This window comes from Kitasatospora sp. NPDC059803, assembly GCF_042732255.1.
Classification (GTDB): domain Bacteria; phylum Actinomycetota; class Actinomycetes; order Streptomycetales; family Streptomycetaceae; genus Kitasatospora.
Genome location: NZ_JBHWIJ010000332.1, coordinates 3,825 through 8,826, shown reverse-complemented (window position 1 = coordinate 8,826; position 5,002 = coordinate 3,825). Strand labels below are relative to the sequence as shown.

The 5,002-nt window shown below is 73.3% G+C and carries 9 protein-coding genes; 1 reads left to right on the top strand and 8 read right to left on the bottom strand.

What is annotated here, in order from left to right; genetic code table 11:
* Positions 1–98 precede the first annotated feature (98 nt).
* The 8 genes from nusB to rpmB all read right to left on the bottom strand — a co-directional run bounded on the left by nusB (position 99) and on the right by rpmB (position 4,562).
* A complete protein-coding gene (gene nusB, locus ACFV6I_RS34165) occupies positions 99–536 on the bottom strand; it encodes a transcription antitermination factor NusB (RefSeq protein ID WP_380429609.1) in 438 nt (145 codons plus the stop codon).
* Positions 537–540: 4 nt separating this feature from the next.
* Positions 541–1,104 (bottom strand): elongation factor P, encoded by a 564-nt coding sequence (gene efp / locus ACFV6I_RS34160; protein ID WP_063346767.1) that lies wholly within the window; start codon positions 1,102–1,104, stop codon positions 541–543.
* A gap of 79 nt (positions 1,105–1,183) precedes the next feature.
* Positions 1,184–2,290 carry a Xaa-Pro peptidase family protein gene (locus tag ACFV6I_RS34155; RefSeq protein WP_063346768.1) on the bottom strand — a complete coding sequence of 369 codons (1,107 nt, stop codon included), beginning with the start codon at positions 2,288–2,290 and terminating at the stop codon, positions 1,184–1,186.
* 90 nt (positions 2,291–2,380) lie between these two features.
* Positions 2,381–2,554, bottom strand: coding sequence for a 50S ribosomal protein L32 (rpmF, locus tag ACFV6I_RS34150; protein WP_063346769.1), 174 nt, complete (start codon positions 2,552–2,554; stop codon positions 2,381–2,383).
* A gap of 45 nt (positions 2,555–2,599) precedes the next feature.
* Positions 2,600–2,836: a 30S ribosomal protein S18 gene (rpsR, locus tag ACFV6I_RS34145; protein WP_063346770.1), complete on the bottom strand. Its 237-nt coding sequence runs from the start codon at positions 2,834–2,836 to the stop codon at positions 2,600–2,602.
* A 12-nt stretch (positions 2,837–2,848) separates the two neighbouring features.
* A complete protein-coding gene (locus ACFV6I_RS34140) occupies positions 2,849–4,015 on the bottom strand; it encodes a CobW family GTP-binding protein (protein WP_380342376.1) in 1,167 nt (388 codons plus the stop codon).
* Positions 4,016–4,020: 5 nt separating this feature from the next.
* Positions 4,021–4,326 carry a 30S ribosomal protein S14 gene (gene rpsN, locus ACFV6I_RS34135; RefSeq protein ID WP_063346772.1) on the bottom strand — a complete coding sequence of 102 codons (306 nt, stop codon included), beginning with the start codon at positions 4,324–4,326 and terminating at the stop codon, positions 4,021–4,023.
* The gene (gene rpmB / locus ACFV6I_RS34130; RefSeq protein ID WP_063346773.1) at positions 4,326–4,562 is read right to left on the bottom strand and encodes a 50S ribosomal protein L28; all 237 of its coding nucleotides are present in this window, start codon (positions 4,560–4,562) and stop codon (positions 4,326–4,328) included. The genes rpsN and rpmB overlap by 1 nt, the downstream gene beginning before the upstream one ends.
* 141 nt (positions 4,563–4,703) lie before the next feature.
* Between rpmB and rpmG the strand changes: the two genes are divergently transcribed.
* A complete protein-coding gene (gene rpmG, locus ACFV6I_RS34125) occupies positions 4,704–4,868 on the top strand; it encodes a 50S ribosomal protein L33 (protein WP_380342442.1) in 165 nt (54 codons plus the stop codon).
* Positions 4,869–5,002 lie beyond the last annotated feature (134 nt).

Below are 5,002 nucleotides of genomic sequence, written 5' to 3'. Positions count from 1 at the left end.
GCGCCCCCCGCCCGCCCCCCCCCCCCGCCACCCCGCGCGCCCCGCGCGGCTCTGCGGTCCCCCCCCGCCACCGGTGGTCGGGGCCTAGGGCGCACGACCTACCGGCGGATGCTCGGCTTCAGCTCCAGGAAGCGGGCGAGCAGACCGTTGACGAAGGCCGGGGAGTCGTCCGTGGAGAACTCCTTGGCGATCTCCACGGCCTCGTCCAGGACGACCGCGTCCGGGACGCCGTCCTCCCAGATCAGCTCGTAGGCGCCGAGCCGCAGGACGTTGCGGTCCACGATCGGCATCCGGTCGAGGGTCCAGCCCACCGCGTACTGCGAGATCAGGTCGTCGATCCGGGGAGCGTGCTGGACGTACCCCTCGATCAACTCCATGGTGTACTCGCCGACCTGCGGGGTGCCCTCGTCGGGCTTCGGCTCGCGGGCGCGGGCCACCCAGTCCGCGAGGACCCGCTGCGGGTCGACCCCGCGGTGGTCGGCCTCGAAGAGGATCTGGAAGGCCCGGGTACGGGCCTTGCTACGTGCGGCCGACACGGACTTACTTCACCCGGCCGAGGTAGCCGCCGTCGCGGGTGTCGACCTTGATCTTCTCGCCGGTGACGATGAAGAGCGGCACGGCGATCTCGGCGCCGGTCTCCAGCGTGGCCGGCTTGGAGCCGCCGGTGGAGCGGTCGCCCTGGACGCCCGGCTCGGTGTGGGAGATCAGCAGCTCGACGGAGGCCGGGAGCTCGATGTACAGGGGGGCACCCTCGTACATGGCGACCAGGGCCTCGAAGCCCTCCAGCAGGTACTTGGAGGCGTCGCCGACGACGGCCGGCTCGACCACGATCTGGTCGTAGGTGTCCGTGTCCATGAACACGAAGTTCTCGCCGTCCTTGTACGAGAACTGCATGCCGCGCTTGTCGACGTTGGCGGTCTCGACCTTGGTGCCGGCGTTGAAGGTCTTGTCGACGACCTTGCCGGTCAGGACCTCCTTGAGCTTCGTGCGCACGAAGGCCGGGCCCTTGCCGGGCTTGACGTGCTGGAACTCGACGACGGACCAGAGCTTGCCGCCCTCCAGCTTGAGGACCATGCCGTTCTTGAGATCGTTCGTGGAAGCCACGGGCGCACTTACTCCTGGATATAGCTGTCAAGGAACCAAGGCTTGCGTCCTGCCGCCGACGGCCGACGGGCGGCCGCGGTCACAGGGCGAGGAGCTCCTTGGTGGTGATGGTGAGCAGCTCGGGCCCGCCCTCCTCTGGGGGGCGCACCACGAGCGTGTCCTCGATCCGGACACCGCCCTTGCCCGGGAGGTGGACCCCTGGGCCGACGGTGACCGGCACGCGGCTGTCCAGTTTACCCATGTCCGACGGACCGAGGCGCGGCGCCTCCCGGATCTCCAGCCCGATGCCGTGCCCCACCGGGTGCGGGGAGGTCTCGGTGTGGCCGGCCGCCTCCAGGATCTGCCGCGCGGCCCGGTCGGGCACGTACTGCTCCACGCCCGGTCCGAGCGCCTCCCGGCCGGCCCGCTGGGCCCGGAACACCAGCCGGTGCAGCTCCACCTGCCAGGGCGCGGGGGCGGCGCCGATCACGAAGGTCCGGGCGGTGGAGACGCCGTAGCCCCGGTACTGGGCGCCCATCACCACGGTGAGGAAGTCGCCCTCCTCCACCCGGCGGTCGGTCGGCTGGTGGGCGGGCCGGCCGGAGTGGCTGCCGGTGCCGACGGACACCGGGTAGGCCGCCCGGTCCGCGCCGTGGTCGATCATCCTGCGTTCCAGCTCCATCGCCAGGTGCCGTTCGGTGCGGCCGACCAGGATCGACTCCAGCAGTTCGCCGAGCGCCTGGTCGGCGATCTCGGCGGCGATCCGCAGGTCGGCGATCTCGTGCTCGTCCTTGACCACCCGCAGCCGCTCGACCACCTGCGCCAGGTCGGCCAGCCGGGCCCCCTCCGCCAGGCTCGCCACCGCGCGGTGGCGGCTGACGGTCAGGTCGTGCTCCTCCACCGCGAGGTCCGCCACGCCCAGTCGCGCGGCGGCGGCGGCCGCCGCCAGGGCGGTGTCCGCCGCGGCCGCCACCGGCACCTGGGTGACGTCCGGCGCGATCAGGTGCTCCCCGGTGTCGTCCGGCGGCAGATCGTCCGGCACTGCCAGCAGCACCCGCTCCCGGGTCAGCAGCAGCGTCGCCCCGCAGGGCGCGCAGCCCGTCAGATACCGCACGTTCGCCGCCCGGGTGATCAGCGCCGCATCGGCCCCGGCCGCACTGCAGTGCTCCCTCACCCGCTCCCGCCGACCCGCGTACGCATCAGACATGCGTCGAGCCTACGAACCCCCACCCCGATCCGCCCGCCGAGCACCCCCGACAGGGCGCGCTCCCGCCCCCGCACGCCCTCTTTGTGGTCGCTACGCCCCCTCCGGATCGATCAGGCCGCGGCGATAGGCGGGGACCAGGTTCTGGGGGACGAGCAGTTCGCGGCCGTTGAGGGTGATCGGGACGAGCTTCGGGGCCTTGCCCTTCCACTGGGCCCGGCGGTGCCGGGTGTTGCTGCGGGACGTCTTGCGCTTGGGGACGGCCATCGGGGGCTCCTTGTCGGGTGGTGACGGTGGTGACGGTGGCGATGGCTACCGGGTGGTGCCGGCGGCGTACGGGAGGAGGGCCATCTCGCGGGCGTTCTTGACGGCCCTGGCCACGGCGCGCTGCTGCTGGACGGTGAGCCGGGTGACGCGGCGGCTCCGGATCTTGCCGCGGTCGGAGACGAAGCGCCGCAGCAGGTCGGTGTCCTTGTAGTCGATGTACTCGATGCCGGCCGCGAACAGCGGGTTCGGCCGGTCCTTGGGCGGGTTCGGTCGCTTACGCACAGTGACGGCTCCTCAGTGAACGGGGTCGAGCAGGTCCCGGAAGGCGTCCGGCAGGGCCTTCCAGCCGGGTTCGCCGGCGGCGAGTTCGGCGTCGGTGAGCAGACAGGAGTCGAGCAGCCCGGTGACACCGTCGACGTCCAGGCCCTCGGCGGTGAAGCTGAGCTGCTGCACCCGGTCGCCGTGCAGCGGGTGCCAGTCGAGGGCGGCGGCGGCCCGGCGGGCTGGCGGGTACAGCTCCCAGGCGGCGTCGGGCAGGGAGGTGAGCCAGGGCCCGCACTCCTCGACGGCGAGGTTGGCCCCGGCGGCGTCCCAGGCGAGCATCAGGTCGGGCCGGTTGGCCAGCCAGAAGCGGCCGCGGCTGCGCTGGGCGGCGGGGACGAGCAGTTCCAGCGCCCGGTGCAGCCGCTCGGGGTGCAGCGGGCGGCGGCGCTCCCAGACCAGCGTGGTGACGCCGGCCTCGTCGCTCTCCTGCGGGAGCAGCGCGATCGCCGGGTTGACCCGGTCGCGGGCGGCGGCGACGTCGAAGCCGCCGAGGGCGGCCCGGGTGAGCGCGCCGGTGCCGAGCCGGACGACCCGGGCGGTGGGGTGGAGCTGGCGGAGCAGCGCGAGCCCGGGCGTGTGCGCCGTCGCGCGCGGGACGGCGAGGGTGGTGGCGTACTCGACCTGGTGGGCGAGCGCCTCCGCGCGGGTCCGCTGGTCCTGGCGGGCGGTGTGCTCGCCGTGGTCCACCAGGTCGTCGGAGACGGAGAGTTCGCCGATCAGCCGGTCCGGGTCGACGGCCGTGACCACGCCCGCGAGTTCGACGGCGTCCTCCAGATGGCGGCCGTCCGCCTCTCCCCCGGCGATCACCTCGACGGCCGGGTGCGGGTCGCTGCCGCCCCACAGTTCGACGATCGCGAGTCCGTACCGGCCTTCGTCGGCGATCCGCAGCAGTCGCGGCAGCAGGTCCTCGCGCAGGGCGCAGCAGGGGCAGTCGTTCACCAGCGGGACGTCGGCGGCGTCGAACCCGCCTCCCGCGTCGCGCAGTTCACGGTGGACGACGCCCTGCGAGGCCTCCCGCAGGTCATGGTGGAGGACCACCGCGTCCACCGCGGCCGCGGCCAACTCCCGGACGGCGGCGCGGCGTTCGGCGGCGTGCAGGCCGGCGACGACCACCACGGGCAGCTTGATCCCGTCCACGCCGCTCACCAGCTGGCCTTGCGGACGCCGGGCAGGTGGCCGGCGTGGGCGTGGACGCGGAGGTTGACCCGGGAGAGGCCGAAGGCCCGCAGGTAGCCGCGGGGGCGGCCGTCGACGGCGTCGCGGTTTCGGATCCGGGTGGCGCTGGCGTCGCGGGGCTGGCGGGCGAGTTCGGCCTGGGCGGCGGCGCGTTCGGCGGGGGCGGTGCCGGGGTGGGCGATGATCCGCTTGAGCTCGGCGCGGCGCTCGGCGTACCGGGCCACGACGGCGCGGCGCTGCTCGTTCTTGGCGATCTTGCTCTGCTTGGCCATCAGACCTTCCCCCCTCGGGCGCGGATGCGGGCGACGGCGGCCTCGATGCCGATCGTGTCGATGGTGCGGATGCCCTTGGCGCTGAGGGTGAGCCGGACGTACCGGCCCTCGCCGGGCAGCCAGTAGCGCTTGTGCTGGATGTTGGGGTCGAAGCGGCGGCGGGTGCGGCGGTGCGAGTGCGAGATCGCGTTGCCGAATCCGGGCTTGCGGCCGGTGAGTTGGCAGTGGGCGGACATGGGTGCTCCCTGACGTCCGGGAATGGGCAGGACGGAGCTCACGTTACACCAGATGAAAATGACTTCCATTTCGGTGTACGGTTTCACCCCGGCCCCGAACGCCCCGCCAACCCGCCAACCCGCCAACCCGGGAGGACACCCATGGCCCGTAGTGAACTGCGCCCCGTCATCAAGCTCCGCTCCACCGCCGGCACCGGCTACACGTACGTGACCCGCAAGAACCGCCGCAACGACCCGGACCGGATGGTCCTGCGCAAGTACGACCCGATCGCGCGCCGGCACGTCGACTTCCGCGAAGAGCGCTGAACCCCGCCCGCCCGAACTGAACCCCGCACCGACGGAACGCCGACCGGCAGCGACCCGCACCGCCCCGCAGCGACGAAACGGCGCCGACCCCGCGATCCCGGGGGAGTCGCCGGCGCGGGGGGAGTGCGCCGGCC